Source organism: Cryobacterium sp. 10I1 (assembly GCF_035019805.1).
GTDB lineage: Bacteria > Actinomycetota > Actinomycetes > Actinomycetales > Microbacteriaceae > Cryobacterium > Cryobacterium glucosi.
In genome coordinates this window covers 24049-38391 of record NZ_JASJVF010000001.1, presented here as the reverse complement: position 1 = coordinate 38391, position 14343 = coordinate 24049, and the positions used below count along the sequence as shown (strand labels likewise).

The window sequence follows — 14343 nt, the reverse complement described above, 5'->3', positions numbered from 1 at the left end:
GTTCAACTGTGGATAGGCCAACCCTCCAAGGCTGGTAACCCACGTCTACTTGAACGGAGGCCCCAGCCTCAAGAGCTGAACACACTCATATCGTCTAGATACCCATGCAATTGTCGGTGTCCACTATGCCGCTCGCTCTTCGCTGTAGCGCGGGGCCATGGACTCCATCTGCTCCATCACGAGCTTGATGGCCACGGGCTGGCGGTCCGGTGGATAGCCGTATTTTACGAGCAGACGCTTGATCGAGGAACGCAACTTCGCGCGAACGTCGTCGCGCACAGTCCAGTCGGTACGCACGTCGCGTCGCATCACCGCAACGAGCTCGCGGGCGATCTCGGCCAGCACCCCCTCGCCCTGAACTTCGACGGCCGACTCGTTCTGCGCCACGGCGTCGTAGAACGCGAGCTCGTCGTGGTTCAGCGGCGGCGCGAAGCCGGCGCCGCGGTTGGCCTCGGCGGCGACCTCACGTGCCAGGGCGACGAGTTCCGCGATTACCTCGGCCGAGGTGAGCTGCTGGTTCGTGTACTTGTTCATCAGCTCGGAGATTCGGTCTGAGAAGGCGCGCTGGCGCACCAGGTTGTTGCGCGTCGTGCGCACCGCCTCATCGGTCAGCAGCTTGCGCAGCGCCTCGATCGCAAGCTGCGGGTTACGCGCCTGCTGCGTCTTGGCCATGAACCCCGGGCTGAGATCGTAAAGCGACGGCTTCGGCATCCCGGCCGCCTCGTAGATGTCGAGCACCCCGCCCGCTGACGTCGCGGAAGCGATCAGCTCGCCGAGCAGGCGTTGCACATCCTCGGGCACCGGCTCCCCCCGGGCCTGACGGTCGGAGGCGTCGAACTTGGCCATCCACACCCGGGCCTCTTCGTACAGCTGGATCTCCGGCCGACGCTCCTCGAGCTCCTGCGACCCGGCACCCGAGCACAGCGCCCAGGCCCGGGACAGCTGGCCCGAGTAGCGCCGATACGCGGCCGCCAGGGTCTCCTCGCCCTCGGCCACCTGGCTGCCCGGCGTCGCCGGATCCCTCAGGAAGTTGACCGAACCGGTCACCGCGTTCAGGTAGCGCTTCGGCCCGCCCTTGGCGAGCTCCGCCTTCCAGTCGTACCCGGCGAGCATCGCGCGCAGTATGTCGACCAGCGACAGGGTCAGCACGATGGCGTCATCGACGTCGCGCCCGATGGGCTTGCTCTCCTGGTCGGTCTTCGTGTACTCGCCGAGCGCCTTGGCCAGGTTGTCGGCGAGCGGCGCATACGCCACGAGCAGACCGTCCTCCTTGCCGCGGAACGGGCGGTTCACCCGCGCGAGCGTCTGCATGAGCAGAGCGCCCTTGAGCGGCCGGTCCAAGTAGAGCGTGTGCAGCGGCGGCGAGTCGTAGCCGGTGAGCATCATGTCTTTCACGATCACCAGCTGCAGTTCGTCGTCGACGTCCTTGAGTCGGGCTTTGACCACGGCGTTGGCCGAGGTGCGGCGCACGTGGTCGATCACCGGCGGCTTGTCCGACGCGGTGCCCGAATAGACGACCTTGATGACGCCCTTGTCGAGGTCGTCGGAGTGCCAGTCCGGGCGCAGCGCCACGATCGCCGAGTATAGGTTCGCGCAGATCTCGCGCGTGCCGCCCACGATCATTGCTTTGCCGGGCGCCTCGATGAACTTGTTCATCTGACCGCGCCGGTTCTCCCAGTGCTCCACGATGTCCTCGGCGAGTGCGGCGATGCGGTCCGGGGCGCCGTACACGGCGTTGACCACGGCGACGGAGGCCTCGATCCGCGCCCGTTCGGTGTCGTCCAGCCCCACGGTGGCTTCGTCCGCGGCCTCGTCGAGGATCTCTTCCGTGACATCCGTTGCCAGGTTCACCTTGATCAGGCGCGGCTCGAAGTAGACCGGCACCGTGGCACCGTCGTCGACGGCGCGGGACAGGTCGTAGATGTCGATGTACTCGCCGAACACGTCGCGGGTGTTGCGGTCGTCGAAGGAGATAGGCGTGCCGGTGAATGCGATCAGGGTGGCGTGCGGCAGGGCGTCGCGCAGGTGGCGGGCGTAGCCGTCGAGGTCGTCGTAGTGGCTGCGGTGCGCTTCGTCGACGACCACGATGATGTTGCGCCGGTCGGAGAGCAGCGGATGCTCCGCGCCGGCCTGCTTCTCGGCCTCGCTGCGCCCGAACTTCTGCAGTGTGGTGAAGTAGATGCCGCCCGTGGCGCGGTTGCTGAGCTCGTCGCGCAGCTCGCTACGGCGCTTGATCTGCCGCGGCTTCTCCGGCAGCAGCAGGCTGGCCGCGAACGTCTCGTAGAGCTGCCCGTCGAGCTCGTTGCGGTCGGTGATCACCACGACCGTGGGGTTCTTCAGCTTCGGGTGCCGCGACACCAGGTTGGTGTAGAGCTCCATCTCCATCGACTTGCCCGAGCCCTGGGTGTGCCAGACCACACCGGCCTTGCCGTTGCTCTCCACCGCCTGCGCGGTGCTGCCGACGGCCTTGGTGACGGCGAAGTACTGGTGCGGTTTGGCGATCCGCTTGGCGAGGCCGTCGGCTCCCTCGTCGAACGCGGTGAAGGAGCGCATAAGCTGTAGGAACCGTTCCTGGTTGTACAGGCCGAGCAACGCGATCTCCATTCCGGTGGTCGCATTCCAGTCGTTCGTGTCACCGGGCTTCACCGGGGTGCCGTCGTCATCGACGTTCCACGGCGAGAAGTGGTTGAGTGGTGTGAACGGGGTGCCGTACTTGGCGAGGATCCCGTCGCTGGCGAGCGTGAAGACGCAGAACCGGAACGCCATCGGGAACTCCCGCAGGTACGTCTGCAGCTGGGCGTGCGCCGCGGCGACATCGGCCGTCTCGCTGCCGGCCTTCTTCAGCTCGATGACGCTCACGGGCATGCCGTTGCAGTAGAGCACCAAGTCGAAGCGCCGCTTGTAGTCGCCACGGACGAGCGTGACCTGATTCACCGCGAGCCAGTCGTTCTCCGACGGTTCGGCACTGACCAGACGGATGCTCGGATTCACCTCGGTGCCGTCGTCACCGATGTAGCTGAGGCGGAACCCCTCGATCAGGTAGTCGTGGATGCGCTGGTTCTCGGTGATCGCGTCCTGCGACTTGGGCGAGGCGATCTCGGCGAGCGCCTGCACCAGGTACTCCCCCGGAACGGTCGGGTTCAGCCGCCGCAGCGCGTCGAGCAGCCGCGGCCGGATGAGCAGCTCATCCCAGCTGTCCCGCTCCCCGCTGCCCGGCGCAATCTGCTCGCCCGCCATCGGCTGCCAGCCCAGCGGTTCGCTGAGCAGCTCGAGCGCCACCTGCTCCCACTCTGCTTCTGAAAATCCCGCCATCAGAGCACCCCCTCAAGTACTTTCTCTGCATCCCTCACCCGAAGCTTGCCAGACATGAACTGCGGGAGGAGCGCGTCGCGGGTTGCGGTGAGGGTGCGGCTCTCTCTGCGCGCTCTCCCCGCGAGACTGACGAGATTGGTGACTAGTTCGCTACGTTCGCGACTGATTAGGCGCGGATCGATAATCAACGTGTTTAGCGCGTCGTTCGGTTTAACACGCTGATGGCTCCCTGAAGTCCCAGAAACCTTTGCGTCAAGCGCGATTGAAAATTCAGGCTGCGAAATAGCAGCCCAGAGCGCAGCCGTATTCGAATTCACTGGTTCCAAGACCAGGAACTCAGTGGAGGCCAAGGCAGGCCGGTCGCCGACTGACTCAACATTCCACGCCCGTGGGAAACGTGGGTTCAACTTTGAGAGCAATACGACCGGTCGATCGAGTCGGAATTTGGCGCTCTTGATGTCACTGGCTGAATCCGGCGCCGGCATGGCTCCGCCGTCGAAGGCGGGCAAACTGAAATGGTCAACTGTTTGATCGTCAAGTGAGTCGGGACTGCTGTCGGTTTGATTGACTCCTGATTTGTGAGGATCAGTTCTCAGGCCGCCTGCCGTTCGTCTCTGGGTTCAGAACCAGATCAAGTGGTAACTTCGGCCTCACCTTGCCGCACGAGCGCAACGACGTACTCCCCGATACAGTCAAACTCGTGCAAGCCTCCGCAGGAGTTTCGAGTATTCAGCAATGAAATAATCAGGCTCACGGTCACGCGAATAGAAGTTCTCGGAGTCAATTCCGTTTTCGTCATTCAATTTCAGATCATCGCGTATTCGTTTCAACTGGCCTCGCGGCACGTCTCGCCCATCGCCCGTGCTGACAAAATGGGTTGCCAGAAGTTCCATCTTCCTTGATCTAAATAGGCCACGCCGTCGAACTTCCACCGCCCTAGAGATTTCCAGTTTCTCCCCCCGCACTTGTCGAATTTCACATCCATAGCCTCTGAGGATCCGCTGCAGGGTGCGCCACGTTACGGTGCGCTCGTCCCTCCTGATGGGGCGACTATTCTTCTGAATCCACTCGCTGATTGCATAGGTTTCACGTTCGGCTTTCTGGTCATACTCAAGGCCCGAGGGTAGGAGATCGTGAGCTGCCACCTGCACCATCCAACGAAATAAGTCGTCCTGATTCGATTCCAGGACCACACCGTTTCGGTCGAGAATGACGAGCATGGCGACCAACGCCGTGCGCTTGTTTCCGTTATGAAACGGATGATTCTGCACCAGGGAGTGAAGCAAGGCCGCCGCAGTTGCAGACAGGGAAGTGTACTTACGCTCGCCACCGTAGCCTGCGTTCTGGCGTTCAACAGCACTCTCCAGAAGGTCCTCGTATCGGATACCCGGGGGATAGATGGGATCGTCAGTGAGAAGAAAATCCTGCTCCAGCTCCGCGTGAATGTCTCGGACCTCGTGGGATTCGAGACACAACACCGCTCGACGGGTGCCAACAGAGGCCCATTCGAATGGAGGAGCAGCCGGGAGAGCTTCTTGGGTCTCGTTCGTCGATGACGCAGTTGCGCGCAGGTCTTGTATGTGCTCGAGGCGCTTGATGGCCCCCTTTGGGATGTTGCGGGCCTGCTCGTGAAGCGTGTATCCAGTCTCCAGGAGGAGCGCTGAAATCTCCGACCTTGACATGGCCAGCTCGTACTCCCAGTAAGAAACTCGTCGACGACGGGAACCAGCAATTCCGACGGCGACTTCGGCCCGCTTGGAATCCTCAGGTCGGAGACGTGTCGAGGACTCATCAACGTAGTTGATCCCCTCACCCCATAAGGCGACAAGGACCTGTTCAACATCGAGGCCGCTTTCTTCCACAAGACTCGCTACGGACCAGTTTTTTCTTGCCACTTCTCCCCCACTTTTTGGTATTAGGTGACTTGCACGGCGAAAGTCGACATGCCCCCCGAAATTCCCGAGCGCGTTAACGTACTGCGGGCCAACGCTAAATATCGTCCAAGCTAGGCCGCTCGCTCTTCGCTGTACCGCGGTGCCATGGACTCCATCTGCTCCATCACGAGCTTGATGGCGACGGGTTGACGGTCTGGCGGATACCCGTACTTCACTAGCAAACGTTTAATCGACGAACGCAGCTTCGCGCGGACGTCGTCGCGTACGGTCCAGTCGGTACGCACGTCACGGCGCATCACGGCAACCAGCTCCCGGGCGATCTCCGCCAACACCCCCTCGCCGTGCACTGCGACGGCCGACTCGTTCTGCGCGACGGCGTCGTAGAACGCGAGCTCGTCGTGGCTCAGCGGAGGAGCGAATTCGGCCCCGCGGTTCGCCTCTGCTGCGACCTCACGGGCCAGGGCAACGAGCTCGGCGATGATTTCCGCGGATGTCAGCTGCTGGTTCGTGTACTTGCTCATCAGTTCGGAGATCCGGTCCGAGAAGGCGCGCTGGCGCACGAGGTTATGGCGTGTGGAGCGCGCGGACTCCTCAGTGAGCAGCTTCCGTAGCGCCTCGATTGCGAGCTGCGGGTTGCGGGCCTGCTGCGTCTTAGCGATAAACGCAGGGCTAAGGTCGTCGAGGGTCGGCTTTGGCATGCCTGCGGCCTCGTAAATGTCGAGAACACCGCCCGATGACGTGGCGGATGCGATCAGCTCACCGAGCAGACGCTGAACATCCTCGGGCACAGGCTCTCCCCTGGCCTGTCGGTCGGCGGCGTCGAACTTGGCCATCCATACCCGGACCTCTTCGTAGAGTTGGATTTCAGGCCGACGTTCCTCGAGCTCTTGCGATCCGGAACCCGAGCAAAGCGCCCACGCCCGTGAGAGCTGCCCCGAATAGCGCCTATACGCGGCCGCAAGATTCTCAACACCCTCCTCGACCTGGTTGCCCGGCGTCGCCGGATCACGCAGGTAGTTTACCGACCCGGTCACTGCGTGCAGGTAGCGCTTGGGGCCAGCCTTAGCGAGATCGGCATTCCAGTCGTACCCGGTCAGCATCTCCCGCAGCGTGTCGACGAGGGACACCGTGAGCACGATGGCATCGTCGATATCGCGCCCGATGGGCTTCCGGTCCTGATCGGTCTTCGTGTACTCGCCCAGGGCCTTGGCCAGGTTGTCGGCCAGCGGCGCATAGGCGACGAGCAGCCCATCTTCCTTGCCGCGGAACGTGCGGTTCACCCGGGCGAGAGTCTGCATCAGCAGCGCGCCCTTCAGCGGCCGGTCCAGGTACAGCGTGTGCAACGGCGGTGAATCGTAGCCGGTGAGCATCATGTCTTTCACGATCACCAGCTGTAGCTCATCGTCGACGTCTTTGAGTCGTGCTTTGATAACGGCATTCGCTGAATCGCGGCGCACGTGGTCGATGACGGGCGGCTTGTCGGATGCCGTGCCCGAATAGATGACCTTGATGACGCCCTTGTCGAGGTCGTCGGCGTGCCAGTCGGGTCGAAGCGCCACGATCGCTGAGTACAGGTTCGCGCAGATCTCGCGCGTACCACCCACGATCATGGACTTGCCGGGCGACTCGATGAACTTGGTCATCTGCGCGCGCCGGTTCTCCCAGTGCGCCACGATGTCCTCGGCGAGGGCGGCGATTCGCTCCGGTGCGCCGTAGACGGCGTTTACAACAGCGACGGATGCTTCGATCCGCGCCCGTTCGGTGTCATCGAGTCCCACGGTGGCTTCATCTGCGGCTTTGTCGAGAATCTCGTCCGTGACGGCCGTTGCCAAGGTCACCTTGATCAGACGCGGCTCGAAATACACCGGCACGGTGGCGCCGTCATCGACGGCACGGGAGAGGTCATAGATGTCGATGTACTCACCGAAAACCTCGCGGGTATTGCGGTCGTCGAACGAGATGGGCGTGCCTGTGAAGGCGATGAGGGTGGCGTGCGGTAGGGCGTCGCGCAAGTGGCGAGCATATCCGTCTAGGTCGTCATAGTGGCTGCGGTGCGCCTCGTCGACGACCACGATGATGTTGCGTCGGTCCGAAAGCAGCGGATGCTCCGCACCAGCCTGCTTCTCAGCCTCGCTGCGGCCGAATTTCTGCAGCGTGGTGAAGTAGATGCCACCAGTCGTGCGGTTGCTGAGTTCGTCCCGCAGTTCACTGCGGCGCTTGATCTGCCGGGGCTTCTCCGGCAGCAACAGGCTTGCCGCAAACGTCTCGTATAGCTGCCCGTCGAGTTCGTTGCGGTCGGTGATTACCACGACTGTAGGGTTTCTGAGCATCGGATGCCGCGACACCAGGTTGGTGTAGAGCTCCATCTCCATCGACTTACCCGAGCCCTGTGTGTGCCACACCACGCCGGCCTTGCCGTTGCTCTCCACCGCCTGCACCGTGCTGCCCACGGCCTTCGTTACGGCGAAATACTGGTGAGGTTTGGCGATGCGCTTGGCCAGGCCATCAGCCCCCTCATCAAAAGCGGTGAAGGAACGCAACAGCTGCAGGAACCGCTCCTGGTTATACAAGCCCAGCAGCGCTATCTCCATGCCGGTGGTCGCGTCCCAGTCGTTCGTGTCACCCGGCTTCACCGGGATGCCGTCGTCGTCGACGTTCCACGGCGAGAAGTGGTTGAGCGGTGTGAATGGCGTGCCGTACTTGGCGAGAATCCCGTCGCTGGCAAGCGTGAACACGCAGAACCGGTAGGCCATCGGGAACTCGCGCAGGTAGGTTTGCAGCTGGGCGTGCGCCGCGGCGACATCGGCAGTTTCGCTGCCGGCTTTCTTGAGCTCCACGATGCTCATCGGCATGCCGTTGCAGTACATCACGAGATCGAAGCGCCGTTTGAAGTCGCCGTGGATGAGCGTGACCTGGTTCACCGCGAGCCAGTCGTTCTCCGACGGTTCGGCACTGACCAGACGGATGCTCGGACTCACCTCCATGCCATCGTCACCGATGTAGCTCAGTCGGAACCCGTCGATCAGGTATTCATGGATGCGCTGGTTCTCAGTGATTGCGTCCTGCGACTTGGGCGAGGCGATCTCGGCGAGCGCCTGCAGCAGGTACTCCCCCGGAACTGCCGGATTCAGCCGGCGGAGCGCGTCCAACAGTCTCGGGCGGATGAGCAACTCATCCCAGCTGTCCCGCTCCCCGCTACCCGGCGCGATCTGCTCACCCACCGTCGGTTGCCAACCCAGCGGTTCGCTGAGCAGCTCGAGAGCCACCTGCTCCCACTCCGCCTCCGAAAACCCCGCCATCAGAGCACCCCCTCAAGTACTTTCTCTGCATCCCTCACCCGAAGCTTGCCAGACATGAACTGCGGGAGGAGTGCGTCGCGGGTTGCGACGAGCACACTGTTCTGAATCACAGCGGCAGTCACCGAGTCTAAGAGCGGTGTCACGACCGCCTCGATGCGAGACGCTCCTGCTGCGTCCAAGTCTGGAAGATGCAAGTGATCGAAAGTCTTCATCGTGATGGTGTCGAAGACCGATCCGTGCGCAAATGCTTTCGCGCGTGCGGTCGCACGAAGGATCGAGAAATAGAGAACTCCCGCGGGGAGCCTTCCCGGCGCAAACCCGTAGCATGACTGGTTGAAGGAAGAAGGTTTGGCTAGCCTGGCAACTGCTCCGACCGTCCCACGCGCCGTGAGGATCACACTACCCGCAGGGAGGGGCTTCGCTTTGGTGGTCGTAATCGCACTGTCTGAGATCCTTTCGTCAGTATCGATGATCACTCCGCAGCTCGCCCCCGTGACATCTTTGGCGGACGCCCAGAAATGTGAACCCTCCCAGAATTCAAGGTTGGCTCTCGCCGGAGTACCCCCAAGGATTGGGTTCAATACCTGGCCCATTGCGCGCACGGGGACACCGGCCACTGCCTGGTCGTATAGGGCGCCCGCGAGGCTGAAGGCCGCGTCTCCAACGCTTGAATTAGAAGTGACCTTGTCGTCGATCGCTCCAAGGACATCGGCGATTGCTCGCTGCGCATGAAGTGTGGGGAATGGTACCGTGAGCTTCCCCAGCTCGGTTAGGCGAATACCTGCTGCTGCCACCTGCTCCACAATCGTTTCCATTTGCCGACGGCCAGATGGAGAGTTGAAGTAATAGAAATAGAAGCGCGCATCGGCAATCGAGGGGTCCAATCGAGCACGAATGATGGAGCTCTCCCACGTAGTCGGTTCGTGGACCTGCTCAACGATGCTGCACTTTCCCGCACCTTCGAGCGTCAGGGAACGGCGCGCAAACATGAGGTCATGGCGCTTGAGCAAGCTCCGTTGCGCATTGAATCCTGTGAGATTCACACGCGCCATCTCAACGTTTGGAATTCGGGGGAATCTGAAAAGCTCGCCCATGTTGAGCATTTTGATGCCTGAACCGCGACTTGCGGCCGCAACCGTGACACCGCTGCGCAGGGGGTAATCCAAGAGCTCGTTGAAGACGATTTCCTTCGTCATGAAACGCGCCCCAACTGTTCGCGCACGACAACACCCAACCGCTCCGACTCGTCGAATTGCGCGAAGAGCTCGGCACTGAGCCGCGCAATTTTCTCTTTGATCGGCTCCCCGTCGCCCTCAACCTCCGCAGCACCGACGTATCGGCCAGGAGTGAGCGCATAGTCCGCATCTTTGATCTCGGCTAAAGACGCGGAGTACGCGAAGCCCGGCTGGTCTTCGTACGCGAGCGAAATCTCCGTTTCCGATGTCGTGCCGCGCCACGAGTGGAAGGTGCCAGCAATTCTCGCGATGTCCGCGCTCGAAAGTGCACGCTCTGCCCTGTCGACCATGTCACCCAGGTTGCGCGCATCGATGAAGAGCACTTGACCAGTGCGGTCGATGCTGCCGTGCTTTCCGGCCGCCTTGTCCTTGGCGAAGAACCAGGTGCAGACCGGGATTTGCGTGCTGCGGAACAGCTGAGTGGGCAGCGCTATCATGCAGGAGACGAGGTCTGCCTCGACTAGCTGAGAGCGTATGTCACCCTCGCCCCCGGAGTTCGACGTCATCGATCCATTCGCCATTACGACGCCGGCGCTACCGCCGGAGGCGAGCTTCGAGATGATGTGCTGAATCCAGGCGTAGTTCGCGTTTCCGGCCGGGGGGACGCCGTACTTCCAGCGCGGGTCGCTCTCGCTCCGCGCCCAGTCCTTGATGTTGAAGGGCGGGTTGGCGAGGATGAAATCGGCCTGAAGCTCGGGGTGCTGGTCGCGGGCAAAGGTATCGCCCCAACGGCTGGCGAGGTTACCGTTCAAACCGTGGATGGCGAGGTTCATCTTGGCCATCCGCCAAGTGCGCTCATTCAGCTCCTGCCCGTAGACGGAGATGTTGGAGCCCTCTTTGTTGTGCGACTCGAGGAACTTCTCGGTCTGCACGAACATGCCGCCCGATCCGCAACACGGGTCGTACACTCGACCGTGGGTGGGTTCGAGCACCTCGACGAGCACTCGGACCACGCCGGCAGGCGTGTAGAACTCACCACCGCGCTTGCCCTCGGCGTGTGCAAACTTCTCTAGGAAGTATTCATATACCTCGCCGAGGATGTCACGGGCCTTGGAGGCACCGTGGCCAGTGAAGCGAGCGGAGTTGAGCAGGTCGAGAAGTTCACCGAGCCGCCGTTGGTCGACGTTGTCACGGTTGTAAATGCGCGGGAGCGACCCGGCGAGAGTGGGATTGTCGGAGGAAATCAGGTCCATCGCCTCGTCGATGAGTAGTCCGATCAACTTCGGTGTCTCTCCTGGGATGGCTGGCAGGCCCTTCGCGTTCTCGGCGAGGTAGCTCCATCGGGCGCGGGCGCCGACCCAGAACACGCCCCGACCGGTGTACTCATCGACATCGTCGATTAGTTGGCCGATCTGGTCGTCGTTTTGGCCATCGGCCTCCAGCTCGGAGCGGATCTGCTCGCGGCGCTCATCGAAAGCGTCGGAGACGTACTTAAGAAAGACGAGGCCAAGGATGACGTCCTTGTACTGCGAGGCATCCATGGAGCCGCGAAGTTTGTCTGCGGCTTTCCACAGGGTGTCCTTGAGCTCTTTCATTGTCGACGGCAGCGCGGTGACTTTGACCTTCGGTGGCACTAGGGGGTTCCTTCCGGTGGAGCGAATGATGATGAGTTCTGTAGGCCAGCGGCCTGAGAAAGGGTGAGGGTGCCGGCGGTGACACCGGCCATTAGCAGGCCGGCGAGTTCGTCGAGCTGCGCGAGGCGTCGCCGTGCGTGTTCCTGCTCCAACCGTAGCGAGGCAAGGATGCGGGCGAGGGCAGCGCCCTGCGCGTCTGGTATCTGGCGTAGCGGCCACCGTCGCCAGCGCCTGTCTCCTGCGGCAAGCGCTGCGATGTCGGCGGCGAGTACCGCGCTGAGTAGCCCGTTCGGGTTGCCGGGGTTGATGCGCAGGATCCGGGCGGGGAAGAGAACAGCGGAGGTGCCGTTCTCGTCCACGATGGCGGCGGGGGTCGGGGCCGTGCAGAAGATCACGTCGCCTGGTTCCGTCACACGGCCGGCGGGATAGTCGGTGGCGAAAAGCAATGGGTCGATCCGACGGTCCCCAACGGCAGCCTCGCCACGGACTTCTGCCAGACCGATCACACGGATGCCCGTTGAGCGAGTGCCTGTGGCCGGAGCGCCGGCGTCGCCTCGAGGCGTCTCGTTGAGATCAGCGCCATCGATGCGGTTGCCCGGGAAGTAGCGGAGATGCCGCCCTGCGAGTAGTTGCTCGACTGATGCAGTCGTTGGCTGCGCTACGGAGCTGGCGGCGTTGTCGGCGCTGATTGGTGGGAGCGTGATCGCGAGGCCGACGGAGCGGACGGGCGTATCCGAGGCGGTCGTCGCCTCTCCGACCGGCGGCACTTCAGATGCCGGGTCGTTAAGAGCACGAAGGAGCTCGTCGACGCGCACGGCCAGTTCTGTACCCCGCGTGCTGCTCGCCGCGCATGCAGCAATGTGCGCGCCGGCAACAAGGGAGTCGCGGCTCGCGAGCAGGGTGCGGGTGAGCACGAGGCGGGCGAAGCGGAACGCGTGGGCGCGCACGGTGACACGGTCGCCGAGGGATGCGACGAGGTCGCTGACCAGGTCCTCGATGGCTGTTGGATTGAGTCGTTGGGCTGAGAGGTCGGCGACCATGGTCCAGCGATCGGCCAGTGGGACGCGGGCGTGGGCGGCACCCAGTACCCAGAGGGTCTGCACCTGCTGCGGTTTGTAAGTGAGGAGCCCAGCGGGGAGCCGCACGATGGCCCGCACGCGTCCGGAGCGCAGCAGGGACGACCGCACGGCGTCGGTGTCACGGGCGAGGCCGGAGTCGCTCAGCACGGCGCTCGGCGCCAGGATCACGGCGAGCTGGTCATCGTCCATCTGCAGCACGATCTGTTCGACCGCGGAGAGCATGTCGGTTGCACTCATGCGGGGCTCGTTCGCCGAGGGCAGCTGGGCGACATGCACGGCGCGGCCGGTCACGGAGAAGGCTCCCGACGGTTGAATCTCAAGCCCGTCCCGGGCGATGCGGTGCACGAGCAGGCGTCGGCGCACCAGCCGCGCGGTGTCGCTGTCGTCGTTCGCAGTGAGAACGGTCACGTCGCCAGAGGCGGATTCAGTGCGGGCGATGGCAAGGAGCACGTCGCTTGCGCCGCCGGTCGCGTCGACAAACGCTGGCTCGCTGGGCTGGGTTGCGGCGAGGGCGAGGGCGGTGCGAGCAATCAGGTCTAGGCCCAGGTCGTTCAGGGTCGTATCGCTAGCGCCCTGGGGCTCGCGTTTGAACCGATCCGCGAGGAGCCGCTCGAATGCTTCGGCCTCGCCATATGCAGCCTCGACTAGCGCGTCGACATAGCCGACGAGGCCAGCGCATTCCGCGCCGATCGCCTCGATCTCACGGTAGAACGCGTCATCGTCGGGGTCGTGTTCATCGGCGGCATCGACGAGGTCTGAACCCGTCAGCACACCCAGAGACCGACCGATCACACTGCGGAGGGCGAGGAGTGCCGTTACCTTGCGGAAGGTATCGGCCTGGGTGTGAGTCTGACCGTCCAGGACCGCGTGCGCAGCGGCATCCGCTGACGCCTGGGGATTGTTGCCGTGGCCGGTATCGTGCAGCCAGGTCCCGACCGCGTGGGCGTCGAACAACTCGCGACCATTTCGCACGGCAGCAGGGGCCGGGAATGGCGTGTCCGTCAGCGCGGACCGGCTGCGCCAGACCGAGACGACGGGGCGCTGCACGCGGGCGAGCGCTGCGATGTCGGACATCGACACCATAAGTGCCGGTTCGGCGATGCTCATGTGCGATTCCCCCTTCATCGTCCGTTGTTGGCGTGAGTTCAGGCTAGGCCACAATTCGTACTGAAGAGTCGGATTAGTGATAACCCCCTTTATCACACTCTCGTTCCATAGCGTCCGATACCCGGCTCTACCTTGGCTTTGCGCCCGATTCACCCGAAGGATTCGGCGTAGGCAGGCGCCGGGCGAGCACCAGGGGGAACAACCGCTCGGCGCCTGCAACCCACTCCCCACCTTGAGACGCCAGCCGAACAACGACCAATTACTCGCAGCACTACCCCCACCATGACACCGACACGAGGGCCCAACATGCACATAGACGATGAACACGCGACACCGGAATCGACAATGGCCAGTGGCGACCCAGTAACGGGCGCCCCGCGTGAGGAACATCCGGCACTCACGTCGGCATCGGCCTTCACCAAACGAGAGCTCCGTCTCGGGGCCGCCGGCATTGGGCTCGGACTATTTGTCGGCGTTCTCGGCACCGTCGGCATCGGGTTGCTCGCCAGCAATATCAGCACGCTCGCGGCGACCACGCCGATGACGGATGCCGCCACGGCCTGCCACGTCACGGGGAACGCGTCGATCACCGTCGGCGACAAAGGACAGAGCATCTCGATGAAGAGCACCGGCGCCAAGTCCACAGGTGCCAAGATGACCGACCTCTCCTGCATATTCACCCAGCTCGAAGCCCCCGACAGCATGATCAGCCGCATCGATAGCACCCGCGCTCTCGACGGCCGCCAGACCGCGAGCTGGAAGGACTACTCCGCGTCGTGGGGATATCACCCGGACAACGGCCTCGACATCGTGATCGAGGTCGTCGCGAAGTAGCAGCCTCG

8 protein-coding genes are annotated in these 14343 nt (G+C 63.1%); 1 reads left to right on the top strand and 7 read right to left on the bottom strand.

The window, feature by feature from the left end:
- Positions 1 to 123: 123 nt before the first annotated feature.
- The 7 genes from QN345_RS00170 to QN345_RS00140 form a co-directional block, all read right to left on the bottom strand.
- A complete protein-coding gene (locus QN345_RS00170) occupies positions 124 to 3312 on the bottom strand; it encodes a type I restriction endonuclease subunit R (RefSeq protein WP_322188338.1) in 3189 nt (1062 codons plus the stop codon).
- Positions 3312 to 3821 (bottom strand): hypothetical protein, encoded by a 510-nt coding sequence (locus QN345_RS00165; RefSeq protein ID WP_323508274.1) that lies wholly within the window; start codon positions 3819 to 3821, stop codon positions 3312 to 3314. Before QN345_RS00165 ends, QN345_RS00170 begins: the two co-directional genes overlap by 1 nt.
- Positions 3822 to 4004: 183 nt before the next feature.
- Entirely contained in the window at positions 4005 to 5207 is a 1203-nt protein-coding gene (locus QN345_RS00160; protein WP_322188340.1) for a type II toxin-antitoxin system death-on-curing family toxin, read from the bottom strand.
- Positions 5208 to 5317: 110 nt separating this feature from the next.
- Positions 5318 to 8506, bottom strand: coding sequence for a type I restriction endonuclease subunit R (locus QN345_RS00155; protein WP_322188342.1), 3189 nt, complete (start codon positions 8504 to 8506; stop codon positions 5318 to 5320).
- Positions 8506 to 9702 carry a restriction endonuclease subunit S gene (locus QN345_RS00150; protein WP_322188344.1) on the bottom strand — a complete coding sequence of 399 codons (1197 nt, stop codon included), beginning with the start codon at positions 9700 to 9702 and terminating at the stop codon, positions 8506 to 8508. Before QN345_RS00150 ends, QN345_RS00155 begins: the two co-directional genes overlap by 1 nt.
- Complete coding sequence (locus tag QN345_RS00145; RefSeq protein WP_322188346.1) at positions 9699 to 11315, bottom strand: class I SAM-dependent DNA methyltransferase; 1617 nt, start codon at positions 11313 to 11315, stop codon at positions 9699 to 9701. Before QN345_RS00145 ends, QN345_RS00150 begins: the two co-directional genes overlap by 4 nt.
- Complete coding sequence (locus tag QN345_RS00140; protein ID WP_322188348.1) at positions 11315 to 13501, bottom strand: hypothetical protein; 2187 nt, start codon at positions 13499 to 13501, stop codon at positions 11315 to 11317. Before QN345_RS00140 ends, QN345_RS00145 begins: the two co-directional genes overlap by 1 nt.
- 306 nt (positions 13502 to 13807) lie before the next feature.
- On the opposite strand from QN345_RS00140, the gene QN345_RS00135 reads away from it, so the two are divergent.
- A complete protein-coding gene (locus tag QN345_RS00135; RefSeq protein WP_323508273.1) occupies positions 13808 to 14335 on the top strand; it encodes a hypothetical protein in 528 nt (175 codons plus the stop codon).
- Positions 14336 to 14343: the final 8 nt, after the last annotated feature.